We start from the raw sequence: 16384 nt of genomic DNA on the forward strand, positions 1-16384 counted from the left end.
AAATGGTTTAGGCAAGCCAGTCATAGTAAAATCAGCTGGCAAGGTTCGGCGTGTTATAGTTTAAAAAATACACAATCGCAAAACCAGTGCTAACAGATAATGAATGTAGATGTAAATTAATTTTTTAATTCATATATACGACAGACTTGCCGATCATTTTCAATGCGCTTCACCCAACCATCCCGCTCTAAACGGTTAAATATAGGAATAATTTGCTTGCGCGATAATCCTGTTCTTTGTCTGGCATCGGCAACATTAAATATCTCATTTAAATGGCGATCAGACATAACCTCAACAACAATTTGCTCATAAGCTGTGCGGCTAAAAAATAGTTCATTTTCAGTCGGTACAATGAGATCTCGTTGTGTCAATCCGCGTAATAACTTACGGATACCAACAATTTGTGATTTACTCGCATCAAATCCTTGTTTTGCAGATTGTTCGATTAATAAAAAAAGTTTTTGTAAATCAGTTGATAAGCAATTTTCTTTCATGCTGGCTAACGCTATTGCACCATCAATCTTGATCCATAGTCCCTGCTTGCACATCTCATTAGCAACTACCTCGACTAATTCCAATCGGTAGCCAGTCAACCGAGCTAATTCATTGGACAATATTGCTTGTTTTGCTTGAGCTAGCAGCTGAGTACAAAGCCGGCTAAGCTCACCAACCACAGCAACCTTTATCCACCAATCACCTAAGCATGTTACATCATCCGGTTTAACTAAGTGATCTATCGGCTTAGTAAAACCATTTAGGGTTAATTCTAATATCGCTTTATCTGCTATTTTATTTCGGCTATAAAGCGGTATTTCGGGCAAGATACTAATTAGTTGTTGTCGTTGTATACGATCTAGCGCCTGACTCCAGATTAACCTCCCTGAACCAATAACATGGCTTCCCCCCTGTTGAATCAAGAGTAATGGTTGCCCCCAAAAAGCAGGGATCACATTATTTAACTGCAGCCGGGCTAGCTGCTTATCGGCGTAAACATAACACTTTGCTTGTGTATAAGTCGTTCCTAGCGCAACTTCAACTACACTCTGTTTTTTTAAAGCAATGCTGGTATTTAAATTAAGTTGTACAACCCATTCATCACTAATTTCAACGCTATTTGGGTCAAAAACGAGGCAACTTCCTCTTTGGATCAGATTTTTATTAACTTGCTTTAAACCAATTGCCGTTCGTGTGTGAGGCAATGCGGTATGCAGTGTCTGGTGATAACTTTGCAAAGATCTAATTTTAACCAAGTGATTGCCTGGAAACAGGGTCAATTGTTGCTCGACTGATATTTCACCGCCACGCAGTGTTCCAGTAACAGTTGTGCCAATGCCATTAACCGAGAAAACGCGATCAACATAAAGATGCGCCGTTGAAACCAAAGATTCGTTATCCCTACTAAGCGTTTGAGTTTTTTTAATGATCATCCGTTTAAGATCCTCGATACCTTGCCTTGTTTTAGTGCTAACCACCATAGTATCAGGCAGCAGATCCATTTCAGCCAAAAAGTGTTCTAGGGATTGCTCTTCAACGGCTTGTAATTGCTTAACGTCAGCTAAATCGCCCTTCGTTATCACTAAAATGACTTGACGGATACCTAATGCCGCAATAACGTTTAAATGCTCTGTCGATAACGGCGCCCATCCTTCATCGGCAGCGACAACAAATAACACTAAATCCAATCCCCAAATAGCACTAACCATATTACGAATAAATCGTTCGTGCCCTGGGACATCAATAATACCAATCTTATCATTATCAGCAGTAATAAAATATGCAAAGCCAAGATCGATAGTCATCGAGCGTTTTAGCTCTTCTGGCAAGTGAGAAGGATGAATACCGGTTAAAGCATTAATCAAGGATGATTTACCGTGATCAACATGTCCAGCCGTGCCAATAACCGCATTCATACTATCCCCTTATTAATATATTTTTATAATAATGCATTAATTACTCAACAAAAACGGCACCTTGCGGTTCTGATTTACTCATCCGCCCAATAACATAACCTTCATGACCTTGTAGCGATTTAATAACGTCATTCACGGCAGATAATGCTGCTCCATCACAAGCGATTAATAAACCACCGGAAGTCTGAGGATCGGTTAATAAATTACGTTGCCAAATTTCTGCTGCGTTTACCTGTATTATTGACTTACCATAACTCTGCCAATTTCGATTTGATGCACCTGTCGCAATACCTTGCTTGGCAATATTTATTGCAGGCTCAAGAATCGGCAATTGCGCAAAATTAATCGTTGCTTGTAATTTAGCTCCTCGACACATTTCAAGTAGATGACCCGCTAAACCAAATCCGGTTACATCCGTCATAGCATGAACACCGTTAATATTACAAAGCTCGCTACCAATCATATTTAATGTTGTAGTTAATTTAACCATTACGTCATAATCCGCATCGGTTAGTAAACCCTTTTTTAAAGCCGCAGATAGCATTCCGATCCCTAATGGCTTGGTTAACACCAACGTATCACCAATTTGGGCAGTCGCGTTACTCAACAATTTTTTAGGATCGACAACACCAATCGCAACAAGCCCGTATACTGGCTCTAAAATATCAATTGAATGACCTCCAGCAATAGGGATCCCTGCTTTTTGACAAATACTGGCCCCGCCAGCAAGAATTTGGCTAATTACCTCTATTGGAAGCTTATCTAATGGCATACCAACTATTGCTAACGCCATAATCGGCTTGCCGCCCATTGCATAAATATCAGAAAGTGCATTGGTGGCCGCAATCTGACCAAAATCATATGGATCATCAACAATTGGGGTAAAAAAATCAGTCGTGGCAATGATAGCTTGTCGTTCATTAAGCTTATAAACAGCGGCATCATCAGCTGTATTGGAGCCAATTAGCAATTCATTGGGTAAAACGCCAGTAGGAATATTAGCGAGCAATTGTTGCAAAATTGCCGGTGAAATTTTACAACCGCAACCACCACCATGAGAAAATTGAGTTAATTTGATTTTTTGCATAGACTATCCTATTAAAAACTAATTAGTTGATAGAGCAAAACACCTGAAAAATATGATTATATTACAGATAAAACACGTAAAGCTAGTCATCAAATGGTCATGATAACTAAACTAGCTCGACAAGAATATTATTTATTGATTCGCTAAAACTGCGTTTTAATCAGTAATGGTTATATAATATCACAGCTAATAATATTATTAATAATAGCGAGCGTAGTTTGAGCCTTGACTTAATAATAAAATTTCAATGACTAAAATAGTGAAACCGTTACTACCGTAATGCGGTTTAAGGGCTAAATCATGTTAACATTTGAAAATATAACAATTGATATTGCACAATTTAAATGGTTAGGCGTTAAAACTTGGCACCCTTTATTAATCGACATTAGCATCAATGTTCAACCGGGTGAAATGGTGGCACTTGTCGGCAGTAGTGGTGAAGGAAAGAGTATTTTTTTACAAAACTCACTCGGATTATTACCAAATAACATGCGCTCAATGGGACATATCACAATTAATGGTCGAACAATCACTGACAAACAGAAAAGTCAACTTAGAGGCAATACCATTTGTTATGTTCCACAAGGCGTTAATGCGCTTAATCCCCTCTTGCGCATTGGCCCACAACTAAAGCGCACCACAAAACTCAATGGCGTACAAAAATACTCTCATGACGTTTTACATATTTTGCAACAATTTGAATTACAACAAAGTATTGTTAATTGCTATCCCAGGCAATTATCTGGCGGCATGGCAAAGAGAGTTCTCGCATGTAATGCGGCATTAGCCGAAGCCCAGTATATTTTAGCTGATGAGATAACCGCGTGGCTTGACAATGTGCATGCTATGCAATTACTCACTTACTTAAAAAAATTATGTAAACAAGGTCGAGGCACTTTGTGGGTAACCCATGATCTTGCCATGGCGGCTAAGTTTGCCGATCGCATCGCGATTCTACATAATGGCAGACTTGAAGAGATCGTAACACCAAGCCAACTAAAATTCCGTCAAGCAAGTAAGTGGTCACTATGTTTGTGGGATGCACTACCCGAACACAAATTTATCAGCTAATCTTCACGCCTAACATTGGTCATCAAAATAGATGATATTGGTGCAGACTTTTTGTAATAAGGATTCATTGTGACTAAAAATGAGCATTCCTAAAGGACGCTGATTTGATTCATCAATTAACATCTGCCAAATTTTGGCCTGAATATAAGCATCAAGTTGCGCGGTAGCCTCATCGATAATTAAAAATTTTGTCCGTGGATCCAGTGCGCGCAACAAAGCGATTCTAGCGAGCTCTCCGCCTGATAGTTCACTGGGTTTACGCGCTAGCCATGCTGGTTTAATAAACAATTTATTAAGCCAACCAGTATCAGGAGCCCAAGTGTCATATACGCTAGCTCGCATGGTACGGTAAGGATTAAAACTGCGTTCAGGATGCTGATTAACCAACTGGATGGGACAATAGCCTTTAGTTGATATCTGCTGACCATCCAATAATATTTTTCCAGAAGATATTTTTTGCCACTGGGCAATAACTCGCCCTAATGTGCTTTTTCCATAACCGCTTGGCGCAAAGATCCCTAACCTATCGCCACTCTTTAAACAAAAAGAGAGATTTTGCCATAAGATCTTCTCACCCTGCTTTATCGTCAGATTATCAACTTCAACTGTCGAGTTTATTAAGCTATTCATTTTTTATACCTACAAAATAACTACTATCAATAAAAAAGCCAAGAAAGAGCATTTTTCTTGGCTTTCTATTATATGTAAATCAATGCCTATTTGTATGACGAAAAGGTTGCCTTTTCAGTCTGCGCGCGGAGACGATGTTTTAATTGATGATATTCATCTAGCACATAAGCTTCAGCCCACTGCTGGTCAGCGATCGTTTCCAATTTAACTGGCACATATTTATACTCAGGCGTTTTTGTTATTGGGCTTAAGTTCTCCCCAACTAGCTCATTGCAAGCACCTACCCACCATTGATAAGTCATATATACCGCGCCTTTATTGGTACGGTCACTTACATTCGCTCGTGATATGACTTTACCATGCCGAGAGGAGATCCAAACAAGCTCTTCATCCTTAATATTGAGATTTTTAGCATCCTGACTATTAATTTGAATATAACCTGGTTCATCCGCTAACGTGGCTAAAGCCCGGCAATTGCCGGTCATAGAACGACACGAGTAGTGACCCACTTCACGAACAGTCGCAAGCACTAATGGGTAATCATTATCAATTTGCTCAACCGGCGGTGCCCAATCGCAAGTAAAGATTTGCCCTTTCCCATTTGGCGTATCAAACTTAACCCCACCTTGTCCATCGCTATATAAATAACGAGACCCAGGTGAATCAAGGGTTGGGCAAGGCCATTGCACATAGCCTAAACCGCCATTCACATCCATTTTTTCATATGTAGCACCATAGTACTTAGGACATAATCCCCGTAACTCATCCCATATTTCTTGGGTATTGTTATAGTGCATTGGGTAGCCTAAAGCCGTTGCAAGCAAGCTAATTATCTGCCAGTCAACTTTAACATCACCGACAGGCTCAACGGCTTTATAAAAGCGCTGAAACCCTCTATCTGCAGCCGAATAAACCCCTTCATGTTCACCCCACGTTGTTGCGGGCAAAATAACATCGGCAACAGAAGCGGTTTTAGTCATAAAAACATCTTGCACAATTAATAGATCAAGTTGACTAAATCCATGTCTTACCGCCGATAAATCTGGCTCAGTCTGCAAAGGATCCTCACCCATGCAATAAAATGCTTTTACTGAACCTTGCTCAGCTTTCATCGCTACTTCACTTAGATATACGCCAATCTTATCAGAAAGTTTTTCAACTCCCCATGCCTGTTCAAATTTAGCACGAACATCGGCATCGGCCACATTTTGATAACCAGGGAATTGGTTTGGTAAAGCGCCCATATCACAAGCACCTTGAACATTGTTTTGACCACGCACCGGCGCAAGTCCCGTATTTGGTCGACCAATTTGCCCCGTTAATAACGCTAAACTTGCCAGCGCACGAACGGTTTCAACGCCTTGATAAAACTGACAAACACCCATTCCCCAAAAGATCCCTGATGCAGGAGACATTGCATACATTCTTGCTACTTCACGGACAACGTCGGGTTCAATTCCTGTTGTTGTCTGAGTTGACTCAGGTGGATACTGCATGATAATTTGTTTAAATGGCTCAAAACCATCAGTATATTTATCAATAAAAGTCTGATTAATTAAATTTTCTTCAAGTAAAACATAAGCAATTGAATTTAAAAACGCAATATTACTACCATTTTTTAATGGCACATAAATATCCGCAATCCTTGCGGTTTCAATTTTACGCGGATCACAAACGATAATCTTCGCACCATTCTCTTTAGCCCTTAGTACACGGCGTGCAATAATAGGGTGAGAGGTTGCTGGATTCCAACCAAAAATAAAAATACATTTAGTATCATCAATCTCAACGATTGAGTTACTCATGGCACCGCCACCGACTGAAAGTTGCAGACCTGCAACAGAAGGGCCGTGTCAGACCCTTGCACAACAATCGATATTGTTAGTGCCAATCGCCGCCCTAGCAAATTTTTGCATTACATAATTAGTTTCATTACCCGTACTACGAGAAGAGCCGGAGCACATAATGGCATCTGCGCCATATTGCTCTTTTATTGATTTTAGTTTTGCTACCGTGAAATTGATGGCTTCATCCCAAGAAACGGCCTCGAGTTCGCCACCTTTCTCGCGACGGATCATTGGATTACGTAAACGAGGCGTCAAAATTTTTGTATCATTAATAAAATCCCAGCCATATAAACCTTTTAAACATAACTCACCTTCGTTAGTTAGGCCGTTTGCACCTTCAGCACCGACAACCTTCCCATTATCAACGTGCAAATTAATTTTACAACCTGAAGCACAATAAGGACAAACCTCTATCACTTTTTTCATTATCAACTCCTCACTATTACGATTGTATACATTCAATAAAATAATTTATTTATTCAATTTTTACTCATTTAAGCTTATTGTTATATCAACGGCTTTTATTAATTATATGCCAGCAATTAACTATTACAACGACGATGATTTAACGTGTCGAAAAATGCTTTCTAACTGACGTGTTTCTTGAATTTTTACCAATTCTTCAGGATCAACTAAAGATAGGGCATCGGTAGGACAAGCACGCACACATGCTGGTCCCTTTGAGTCGGTATAACAAATATCACATTTTATCGCTTGAGCTTTATAGCGTTTGCCTCTTACATGCCCTGCAACGATTAAATCTTGCGTTTTTAGTTTTACTTTCATCGCCCCAAATGGGCAGGCTAAAACACAGGTTTTGCAGCCGATGCATTTTTCCTGTAAAACCTCAATATGGTAATTTTGACGGATAATGGCGCCATTCGGACACGCTAGCATGCATGGTGCATCTTCACATTGGTGACACATAACCGGAACCGTAATATCACCCACCTCAATCACGCGAAGTCTGGCGTTAAAATAGGCACTTTCTAGCGTTTTAATTTCTTCACCATGCGCTAAAACACAGGCAATTTCACAGGTTTTACACCCAATGCATGCATCGGCATTTGCATTAATAAACTTATTCATAATCTGTCCTTATTGCATTGGTTAGATTTAATCATTTGTATTCTTTGCTATATGCATAACAACATCACTTATCAATGACGCTAAGCTATTTGACCATTATCACTTATTTGTAACCGTTCAAATGACGTCGTAATATTATTTTGCTGTAATGCTTGATATACCTTTTCAACTGCCTCAATAACCGCATTAGTCATCGGGTAATAAAAACCAACAATATCCGGCTGAATACCGAGAAATAATATGCTTTCAATATCCGGTTTTAACTGTTCTACTAAAAAATTTAGCGGCATATTGTGGGTATTCATTAAGAACATCTCAGCAATCATATCCACATCAACAAATCTAATTTCACCAGGATTTAGCCCCATTTCGGTCGCATCAATAATAAGCAAAAGGTTGGGTTTGATTCGGCGAATAATATGAACAACATTTTCGGGTGAACTCCCGCCATCAATCACTTGCCAATTAGCAATTGAATTTTCAGTCATTTTCTTCGCTAGTAAGGGGCCGGCACCATCGTCGCCCATCATACTGTTACCAACCGTAAACACCATTTGAGTTTGCATAACTAATCCTGCCCAATACGTTTAATCATTAAATACATAGCGGGTTCTTTGGTCATCGCCTCAAATAGCGAAAATAGCGTCTCGGTCCAAGTTCTAAATGGCTCCTCCATCGACTGACGTTTAGGTAAAAAAGCATTTGCTAATAAATTAACATGCGAAATATCCACTGTAATTTCACCAAATTTAAACAACCGATCAAGTTTTGCGTGTGCTTCACTCGAATCATCAATATGATCGATCCACTGTTTATATTGCGTAGCAGGGCAGTTAATTACTGCTTGAAAGCAATCAATAACACCAACATGATGACCTATTGCTAAAGAGTAATACATCACTTGTTGGGCATGCTGGGGAATGTCATGTTCCTGCTCAACAAATTTACTATTTAACGCATAAAATAAAACCTGACTATTCATCACGCATCACCTTTTAAAGCTTTAGCACACGTCTCTTTTAATGCAATGACTATTTCAGTTAAACGCGGATCATTTTCTTGCGACAACCACTGCTCAATTTGACTATCAAACTCATGAGGAGAAGATGATGTTAATATTTGCATAACTTTATCGCTAATTTGCTTACCTTTGTAATAACCTGCCAAAATTCGTGCTTCACGCTCTACCGTTACTCGAATAGATAAAGGAATATCAGCGTAAATTAATGAAGGCGCCATAGCTTGCGTTTGATCGCTGGTTTTACCATGTAATTTTTGCTCAAGCAATCCAAGCGCCATGGCAAAACCATATATCGTTGCCGCAGGCGTTGGTGGGCAACCTGGAATATAGACATCGATAGGCACAATATTATCGCTACCGCCCCATACACAATAGAGATCATGAAAAATCCCCCCACCACAGCCACAAGCACCATAAGAGATACAAATTTTAGGGTCAGGTGCACTATGATAGGCTCGCAGAGCCGGCATCCTCATTGAACGCGTTACCGCACCAGTAAAGATTAAGATATCAGCATGCCTAGGAGATGGGACGACTTTTATGCCGAAACGCTCGGCGTCAAATAGTGGTGTTATCGCAGCAAATATTTCAATTTCGCAGCCATTGCAACCACCGCAATCAACGCGATAAACATAAGCTGAACGTTTAATTTTTTTTAATAAGGTCTCTTTCAATTTTTTAGTTTGTTCATCAACCGTTATCGGCTCTAACCGATGATGATCATAGCTTGAGTTTAATTGGCTGTTTTTCATATTCATAGCTTAGCTCCTAGGCTGAATATGTTGGCTTAACATGATATTATCTTCACTGACAATATTTTGCCGGCGTTTACAATCAGAACAGGTTTCAAAGTGCTCGCGATGACTTTCAACTTCATCAATATCCATGCCCGATTGAACCAGCAAAGCCATCACATAGTCGATCTCTTTTTGCGGCGCAAAATAGCGCTGACATACTCGACAAGACGTTAAACTAAATATTGCCGTTTCATAAAGATCTTGTTTATTAGTCACAGCTAATTCAAATTCTTGAGATAATACAATTGCTCTTGTCGGGCAAACTTCTTCACATCTAGCGCAAAAAATACATCGACCGACAAATAGCTGCCACGTGCGCGTTCCTGACGTTAGATCCGTTGCCATTGTTAACGCATTAGCAGGACATGCTGTCGTACATGCGGCGCAAGCAATACATTGCTCTGGTTCATATTTTGGTTTACCGCGAAAACCTTCAGGTAAATCAAGTGGTTTAAACGGATATTTGACGGTAACATCACCCGTTTTAGTTAGAATTTTTAGCAATTTTAACATCGTAACCTCTCTATCCTTTAACTGGAGAATTTACCCGCTCAATGCCGTAGCGCTCTATTTCTTTATAAGGCACTGTTACAGATTTTTGCTTACGCACATCAACGAGTGTCACGCGATCTGTACAAGAGTAACAAGGATCAAGACTGCCAATAATTAAAGGCGCATCAGAAACCGTATTGCCGCGTAACATATATTTCAGTACCGGCCAATTAGCGTAGGTTGCCGCCCTACAACGCCAGCGAAATAATTTTTGATTATTACCTGTCATACTCCAATGAACGTCTTCGCCACGCGGTGCTTCGGTAAACCCTAAAGCAAATTTATTAGGCTTATATGTAAATCCTTCAACTAATAGCGGCCCTGCTGGTAAATTATCTAAGGCATATTCACACATCGCAATGGAATCTAATGTCTCTTCAACACGCACAAAGACTCTAGCTGCAACATCACAACTATCGTAACTAATCAAGTTTTTAGGTAATAATTCATAACCAGTATAAGGATGATCAAAACGGACATCCCGCTTAAAACCACTAGCACGCATAAGCGGGCCGACCGGACTGAAATCGCGGGCAATTTTTTTATCTAAAATCCCGATGCCTTTAGTCCGCTGTTCAAAGTTAGGAGTGCTCACTAACATATCAACTAACGTCATGACCTCCTTACGCATCTCTTGTAATAGCAATATTGTTTTTAAGCGTGCATCTTTTAAGATATCGCGCCGAATACCACCAATTAAATTCATACCATAGGTTTTTCGAGCGCCAGTCAGCAGTTCAGCAATCACCATCGCTTTTTCACGCACCCGGAAAAACTGTTGAAAACCACCATCAAAGCCAGTAAAGTGACAGCTCAGTCCAAGATTAAGCAAATGGCTATGCAGGCGTTCAACTTCAAGTAACACGCTACGAATCATTTGTCCTCGCATCGGCACTTCAATACCCAGCGCATTCTCAACTGAATTGGCATAAGCAACACTATGTGCATAGCCACAAATACCACAAACACGATCGGCTAAAAAGGTAACTTCGTTGTAGCCCATTCTATTTTCAGCTAACTTTTCCATACCACGGTGAACGTAAAACAGTCGATAATCGGCATCAATAATCCGTTCACCGTCGACAAATAATCGAAAATGGCCGGGCTCATCCGAAGTAATATGCATTGGCCCTATCGGTACAATGCGGTTACCGCTATCGCCAAGCTCATTTAAAAATGGATAGGTATCATTATCCGTAGTTGGCGCAGGTCTTTGACGATAATCCATCGAATCTTTACGCAGAGGATAGAGTTCATCTGGCCAATCATCGGGTAAAACTAAACGGCGCGCATCAGGAATACCGATTGGCTCTAAACCATACATGTCGCGAATTTCACGTTCTCCCCAAACAGCCGCGGGAACAAGTGGCGTTACCGATGGAAACTCAGCTTTAACTGGATCGACCAAGGCTTTGATAACTATCCAGCATTTTTCACCCTCCTCCATCGATAAAGCATAATAAATGGCAAAGTTACCATGTAGTGAGCGTTCATCATTACCAAATAGCACGGGCAAAAACCCGCCCAAATCATAATAGAGATAAGCGACGATATTGGGCAAACTATTTAGATCTACGGTGATCGTCAGTTGATTATAAGTTTGCCTCTCTTGCTCTAAAATGGCATGAGGAAAGCGATTTCTAACATTGCTAACATAGTTATCACCCAGGTTTTTATCTCTTAAATTATGCCCTGTTGGTCCTAAATTTTTCATCACTGTCGCTCTCCTGTCGTAATGATGTTAACGCTAATTCGATAACTCAATTTGATTGCTAATCGGCTGATTATCAACATTAATATGCGCTGTTTGTGGTTGCATAATAATGTCTGTCGCTCGGTAAATATATTGTTTAACTGGCTGAGGAATATAGGTTCCCATTAATAACATTAAGGCTAATAATATCGCCATCGGTAAAACGGTCATAAAGCCAAGCTCGCCTTTCGATACGGCTTCTGGCGGTGTGCCAAAACTCACTTTAGCGGCCATTTTAACTAAACCACCAAGCACTACAGTAAGTAAGAGTAACAGCAATATCGTCAACCATATTGAGCCCGCTTTAATCGATGCGACAACGATCATAAATTCACTCACAAACACATTAAAAGGCGGCATACCACCAAGTGCTAACGCACCAGCAATAAATAATACCGAGGTGACTGGTGCGATTTTTAATAAGCCTTTGACAACAGACATATCACGCGTGCCATATTTTAATAGGATATTACCCGATCCACAGAACAACAAAGTCTTGGCTAAACTATGGTTGATCGTATGTAATATTGCAGCAAAAGTGCCTATTGGTCCGCCAATAGCAATAGCTATTACAATTAATCCCATATTTTCAACACTTGAATAGGCGAGTAGCCTTTTTATATCTCGCTGGACAATAATGAAAAAGGCGGCAACGCCAACAGATAAAAACCCTAATACAAGAAATAACGTTTTGGGAAAACTATCACCGATGACTTCGGTTATAACAATAAAATAGCGCAGCACAACTAATAGCGCGCAATTTAATAACACCGCCGAAAGGAGAGCGCTGGCAGGACTTGGCGCTTCGCTATGTGCATCAGGAAGCCAAGCATGCATTGGGAATAGCCCCATCTTAGTGCCAAAACCTAACAAGATAAATACAAAAGCAATGTGCATTAATGTTGGATCAAGAATCTCTGGATGCTTAACAACCTCAGTCCAAAATATGGCTTGGCTAGGATCGACCATTAAACTGGCTGCATCGGCATAAACTAGCACCGTACCATAAAGCCCAAATGCCACGCCGATAGTACAAATAATGATATATTTCCATGCGGCTTCTAAAGATGATTTTTGCCCGTAAAGTCCGACTAAAAAAGTCGAACTAAGTGTTGTCGCTTCTATCGCCACCCACATGACAATAAGATTATTAGTCGTAATCGCAAGTAACATAGTAAATAAGAATAGGTGAAAAAAACCGTAATAGCAGCAAAGGCCACGAGCGGAAATTTCGCCATGGCGTACTTCATGGTTCATATAACCAATCGAATAGATCCCCGTAATCAATCCAATTATGCCTAAAATTGCGATAAACAGACCGCTCAAAGAATCAACGTGCCACCACAAGTTATCGGATAATATTTGCCCTTCAAAAAAAATACGATAAACAACCAATCCACATAAAATAAATAATGCCACCACGCCAACAAAATTGAGTAATGTCACCAAGCCAGTTGCCATTTTAGCCAAAAAGCAGACTAAAAAAGCTAAAATGGCAAACAGTAATGGGGTTGCAAGTAATAGATAGATAATTTCAGTTCCGTTCATAACCACTACCCTTTTAATGCATTTAGTTTATTCGCATCTAATGTTCTTAAGTCTCGATGAATGCGCCTAGCAAAATATGCCATAATGATGACAGCGAAAACTGCGTCGGTGGTTACCCCTATTTCAACGAGCTCAGGCACCCGAAACGCTAATAATGCCAAGGTTAAATGCGAGCCATTTTCCATCAAACAATAACCAAAAATTTGTTTAACGATATTGCGTTGACTAATAATGCACATAAGACCAATAAAAAAAAGTGCCAAAGAAACGGCTAAAACAGGTTTTAAATCTTGACGCAAAGGCAGCTTCACTGGCGCAGCAACAAAGTAACAAACTAATAAAATAGCCGCAGCTAATAAAATAATCAGCGGAATAGGGACATCTTTATAGCGAATATTGGTCTCTTTTATGTTACGAAAAGCAACGTAAACAATTGTTGGCACTAAAATCACTTTAGTTATAATTGAGGTTATCGCCCAACTATATAATTCATGCGCATTCATAAAATAGGCAATCACAAAAAAAATAGTCACTAATATTAAGGATTGTAGCGCAAACACCAAAATTGATGTCGTCAATCGCTTAACTAAAATAAGCACAATGGATGTCACAACTAGAATGCCGGCTAAATTATTGACAATAAAAGATTCAGTCATGCTTAGTTCTCCTTTTAATTTAACCAGAGTGAAGCGATCACACTTGAACACAGTGACATAATAATGAGAATAATAATTACCACCTTCATTGCCAAAGGAACGGGTGATGCGTTAGCAACGTCATCCGACGGTTTACCTGGTACCGTCTTACCAAACCAATATAAAAACCATGCGAAGCTACCCACTGATTCAATTAAAATAATAATGAGTAGCGCCATAACGAGCCAATTACCATTAAATAATCCAAAACCCGCAGCAAAAATAGGATACTTACTAAAGAAACCATTAAATGGCGGCACACCAGAAATCGCTAATGCGGCGACACAAAACCCGATCCCGAGTAATGGTAAAACCGTAATAATACCTTTTAGCTTAGGTAGCATTCGCGTTCCACAACTAAAACTAAGCGCGCCTGCAACTAAGAAAAATAGACTTTTAGCAAAAGCGTGATTGAAGATGTATGCAATTCCGCCTGCAAACGCCATAGTTCCGTATACCGTACCAAAACCATAAATAGATAATGACAGCGCAAAAAAGATATAGGAAAGCTGTGTGATCGTTGAATAGGCCAACAAGCGCTTCATATCCGTTTGCGGTAAATACATCACAAAGCCATACACCAGACTAATAGCGGATAAAACCATACCCACTTCACCAATAATTATTGGAATATTGCCTGATGACATAATGGCCCTTGCAAAAATATAAACGCCAACTTTTACCATTGATGCAGCATGCAAATAAGCACTCACCGGCGTTGGTGCTTCCATCGCATCAGGCAACCAAACATGTAATGGTAGCTGTGCTGATTTTCCCCAGGCTGCAAATAAGATCCCGCCAACAATAATAATCTTGGCGGTATCATTAACTTGAGCAATAGACATTAAGGAAAATGTGCCTGTTTCTACAAATAACCACGATGCTGCCAAATAAAGACCTAAGGCAGCAATATGCGTAACGAGTAAAGCTTTAAGTGCCGAGCGCTGTGATTTTGCGGTCTGATAATAACCAATTAATGCCCAAGAACATCCTCCTGTGATTTCAAAAAACAGTAACTGACCAATCAACGTTGAGGATAGTACTAATCCCGCCATTGCGCCAATAAATACCATTAACAAAGCATAATAGCGCTTGGTTCCCTCATGCGGATGTTCGCGATTTTGTTTGGTTAAGTAGGCGGTAGAATAAACACAAACAAGGAACCCCAAAAATACGACAGCAAAGCCAATCAGCGTGCTTACTTTATCGACTAAAATACCTAAAATTTCCGTCTCACCAAGCTTAAAGAGCATAAAGTAATAACTTGACTCGCTACTCTTTAACAGCATGTAACCTAATAAGGTGATACCAAATGAGGCAAGTAAAGAAACGACTACGCCTAACAAGCGAGACCGACTATACGGTAAACATGCGATAATCAATGCCCCAATAAAAGGGCCAATAATCGTCGCAATTGCAATATTTTCCATATTATTTTGCTCTCCTTTTATAAGCTTACGAGGTAAAAGACATAAGCTAATACGGAAATACCAAAACCAACCCATGTCACTTTTGCAGTGAGTAAAAAACGTCCTCGACATAAGCTATTTTCAATAACACAAGCGATCACAAAGACTATCAATAATTTAATTAAGAATAGACCGACCAAGCAAAAGATATTGACGTTAGGTGATGGAAAAAAAATCGCTAAAAATAGGCTAACGATAACAATTTGTTTTAGACTTAACCCCACTTTAACTAGTGCAAGGCTTACACCTGAATACTCTGTCAATGGTCCTTCTTGCAACTCTTGCTCTGCTTCAGCATAATCAAACGGAATTTTACCCATCTCAATAAATACGGCAAATGCACAAGCGACTAAAGCAATCATTGCTGCTGTTGGTGCTTTGCCACCCCACTGCGCCATAAAAAAGAGATTTATTTGGGTGATATTGGTCGTGCCAGCAATAATCGCGACCACAATTAGGGACAGCATCAAAATAGGCTCAACCAAAATCCCCAACATTAATTCTCGGCTAGCACCAATTCCAGCAAATGGGCTACCTGAATCAAGTCCAGATAATGAGAAAAAGAAACGAAAAATTGCAAATATATAAATAATCGCAATAAGGTCAGCAACCGTACCTAATGGTGAACCGACCGTAATAATCGGTAAAATCGTCGCGAGTAATAGCATTGAGCCGATTAAAATAAACGGCATGGCTCTAAAAATAAGCCCCGCATTCGTTGGCGCAACCTCTTGCCTTGCAAATAGTTTAATAATATCGCGGTATTCTTGTAATATACCAGGCCCTCGCCTTGATTGCATTCGCGCCTTAATTTGACGAGATATTCCCGCCATTAAAGGCGCAATAATTAGTAATAATAATCCCTGCAATAACCCTATTAAAAGCCAAGATAGAGATACTAAATCAAAACTCATA

At 39.9% G+C, this 16384-nt stretch carries 15 protein-coding genes; 1 reads left to right on the forward strand and 14 read right to left on the reverse strand.

Annotation, left to right across the window (positions count from 1 at the left end):
• Positions 1–116: 116 nt before the first annotated feature.
• Both selB and selD read right to left on the reverse strand, forming a co-directional pair.
• Positions 117–1910, reverse strand: coding sequence for a selenocysteine-specific translation elongation factor (gene selB, locus RHO12_07505; protein ID WVD65235.1), 1794 nt, complete (start codon positions 1908–1910; stop codon positions 117–119).
• Between the two features lie 40 nt (positions 1911–1950).
• The gene (gene selD, locus RHO12_07510) at positions 1951–2997 is read right to left on the reverse strand and encodes a selenide, water dikinase SelD (protein ID WVD65236.1); all 1047 of its coding nucleotides are present in this window, start codon (positions 2995–2997) and stop codon (positions 1951–1953) included.
• 300 nt (positions 2998–3297) lie between these two features.
• On the opposite strand from selD, the gene RHO12_07515 reads away from it, so the two are divergent.
• Positions 3298–4068 (forward strand): ATP-binding cassette domain-containing protein, encoded by a 771-nt coding sequence (locus RHO12_07515; protein ID WVD65237.1) that lies wholly within the window; start codon positions 3298–3300, stop codon positions 4066–4068.
• A gap of 9 nt (positions 4069–4077) precedes the next feature.
• On the opposite strand, the gene RHO12_07520 is transcribed toward RHO12_07515, so the two are convergent.
• From RHO12_07520 to RHO12_07575, 12 genes are all read right to left on the reverse strand, one after another.
• On the reverse strand, positions 4078–4698 hold the full coding sequence (locus RHO12_07520) for an ATP-binding cassette domain-containing protein (protein ID WVD65238.1): 621 nt from the start codon (positions 4696–4698) through the stop codon (positions 4078–4080).
• An 86-nt stretch (positions 4699–4784) separates the two neighbouring features.
• Positions 4785–6971, reverse strand: coding sequence for a formate dehydrogenase subunit alpha (gene fdhF, locus RHO12_07525; GenBank protein ID WVD65239.1), 2187 nt, complete (start codon positions 6969–6971; stop codon positions 4785–4787).
• Positions 6972–7094: 123 nt separating this feature from the next.
• A complete protein-coding gene (locus tag RHO12_07530) occupies positions 7095–7634 on the reverse strand; it encodes a 4Fe-4S binding protein (GenBank protein ID WVD65240.1) in 540 nt (179 codons plus the stop codon).
• 80 nt (positions 7635–7714) lie between these two features.
• Complete coding sequence (gene hycI, locus RHO12_07535) at positions 7715–8200, reverse strand: hydrogenase maturation peptidase HycI (protein WVD65241.1); 486 nt, start codon at positions 8198–8200, stop codon at positions 7715–7717.
• A 2-nt stretch (positions 8201–8202) separates the two neighbouring features.
• Positions 8203–8616: a formate hydrogenlyase maturation HycH family protein gene (locus RHO12_07540; protein WVD65242.1), complete on the reverse strand. Its 414-nt coding sequence runs from the start codon at positions 8614–8616 to the stop codon at positions 8203–8205.
• A complete protein-coding gene (locus RHO12_07545; protein WVD65243.1) occupies positions 8616–9413 on the reverse strand; it encodes an NADH-quinone oxidoreductase subunit B family protein in 798 nt (265 codons plus the stop codon). The genes RHO12_07540 and RHO12_07545 overlap by 1 nt, the downstream gene beginning before the upstream one ends.
• A gap of 3 nt (positions 9414–9416) precedes the next feature.
• The gene (gene hyfH, locus RHO12_07550; protein WVD65244.1) at positions 9417–9965 is read right to left on the reverse strand and encodes a hydrogenase 4 subunit H; all 549 of its coding nucleotides are present in this window, start codon (positions 9963–9965) and stop codon (positions 9417–9419) included.
• Positions 9966–9975: 10 nt separating this feature from the next.
• A complete protein-coding gene (locus tag RHO12_07555; protein WVD67386.1) occupies positions 9976–11718 on the reverse strand; it encodes a hydrogenase large subunit in 1743 nt (580 codons plus the stop codon).
• 33 nt (positions 11719–11751) lie between these two features.
• Positions 11752–13305, reverse strand: coding sequence for a hydrogenase 4 subunit F (locus tag RHO12_07560; GenBank protein WVD65245.1), 1554 nt, complete (start codon positions 13303–13305; stop codon positions 11752–11754).
• A gap of 5 nt (positions 13306–13310) precedes the next feature.
• The gene (hyfE, locus tag RHO12_07565) at positions 13311–13961 is read right to left on the reverse strand and encodes a hydrogenase 4 membrane subunit (protein WVD65246.1); all 651 of its coding nucleotides are present in this window, start codon (positions 13959–13961) and stop codon (positions 13311–13313) included.
• 14 nt (positions 13962–13975) lie between these two features.
• Positions 13976–15430: a hydrogenase 4 subunit D gene (locus RHO12_07570; GenBank protein ID WVD65247.1), complete on the reverse strand. Its 1455-nt coding sequence runs from the start codon at positions 15428–15430 to the stop codon at positions 13976–13978.
• Between the two features lie 17 nt (positions 15431–15447).
• Entirely contained in the window at positions 15448–16383 is a 936-nt protein-coding gene (locus RHO12_07575; GenBank protein ID WVD65248.1) for a respiratory chain complex I subunit 1 family protein, read from the reverse strand.
• Between the last annotated feature and the right edge of the window lies 1 nt (position 16384).

This window comes from Orbaceae bacterium lpD02 (assembly GCA_036251875.1).
Taxonomy (GTDB): Bacteria; Pseudomonadota; Gammaproteobacteria; order Enterobacterales; family Orbaceae; genus Orbus; species Orbus sturtevantii.